We start from the raw sequence: 1,118 nt of genomic DNA, 5'->3' as shown, positions 1-1,118 counted from the left end.
TCGACGCCGGTCATCCCGTTGTGGGCCACCGCGGCGGCCGGCACCGCGCCACCCAGCTCGACCACGCTCGACCCGAGCTCGCCGTCGCCCCGCCCGACCGCCCGCGCGGGCAGATCCACCGAGACCACGACCCGGCGACGCGGAGCGGCGGGGTCGTGCCGGATCAGTTGCAGGGCGTCCTGGGCGGCCCGGGTGAAGGCGACGTACTCCAACTCCTCCTCGTCGCCCTCGGCGTACCACTCGCGCAACATCGGCGTCACCGCATGCGCCTGCGCCGCCCCGAGGCCGTCCTCGGAGAGCCTGGCCAGCATCGGTACGGTCGCCGGCACGTAGACCCGCACTAGCTCGTCGGTCACCGGTGGTCTCCCCGCTCTCGTGAACCGGCCTCCGCCGGTCTCGCCGTACGCCCAGACCGTCATACACCCGTACCCGCTCTGGTGGAAGTTCCGCGCCGGTCGGGCGTGTCCGGGTCGTCGGCCGACGCGCGGCGCAGTGGCTGGGCTGGACCAGGTAGACAATGGCAAACTGAGGCAAACGACGCCAACCCGGGGAGTCTCCGTGGAGCCGAGGTTCCTGCTCCTGTCCGACGTGGCCACCGAGCTGAACGTGTCGGACTCGCAGGTCTACCACATGGTACGCAGCGGCGAGCTACCCGCGATCAAGATCGGCGGTCGCGGCCAGTGGCGGGTGGAGCGTGCCCGGCTGGAGGAGTACATCCAGCACAAGTACGCGGAGACCGCCGAGTGGGTCCGGGGCAATCCGCTCGCCGATCGCGACCCGGAGTAGCCACCCGATCCCGCCGCGCCATTGACCGGTCCTGATCCATGGCCGAAGATGGAAGCTGTCGAAGGCAAACGAAGGCAAACGCAACCAACGACCGCTGACATCCACCGCTGACATCCCGAGGCGAGGCGCAGTGCGATGACCGACCTCCGGCGACCCGGGCCGCCCCGCCCTCCCGTGCGGCTGCGACCCGCCCCCGCGTTCGACCCGCCGTTCCTGGACGAGGACGCCACCGGCTGGCCCGTCCCGGTGCACGGCCAGCTCGCCCTCGACCTCTTCGCCGGGGCCGGGCCGTGGCCCGTCCGGCGTGAGCCCGCCCGGCCGCCCACCCGCCG

2 protein-coding genes and 1 pseudogene are annotated in these 1,118 nt (G+C 72.3%); 2 read left to right on the top strand and 1 reads right to left on the bottom strand.

What is annotated here, in order from left to right; genetic code table 11:
- Window positions 1–356: DUF6912 family protein (locus EYA84_RS32180; RefSeq protein WP_131057892.1), on the bottom strand; the 356-nt coding region annotated here is incomplete at its 3' end.
- Between the two features lie 202 nt (window positions 357–558).
- Here EYA84_RS32180 and EYA84_RS32175 point away from each other — a divergent pair.
- The gene (locus EYA84_RS32175; protein ID WP_131057891.1) at window positions 559–786 is read left to right on the top strand and encodes a helix-turn-helix domain-containing protein; all 228 of its coding nucleotides are present in this window, start codon (window positions 559–561) and stop codon (window positions 784–786) included.
- A gap of 135 nt (window positions 787–921) precedes the next feature.
- A pseudogene (locus tag EYA84_RS32170) lies at window positions 922–1,118 on the top strand (hypothetical protein); the annotation flags it as partial.

Source organism: Verrucosispora sp. SN26_14.1 (assembly GCF_004307965.1).
Classification (GTDB): domain Bacteria; phylum Actinomycetota; class Actinomycetes; order Mycobacteriales; family Micromonosporaceae; genus Micromonospora.
The sequence above is the reverse complement of the archived record's forward strand: the minus strand, read 5'-3'. Positions and strand labels throughout refer to the sequence as shown.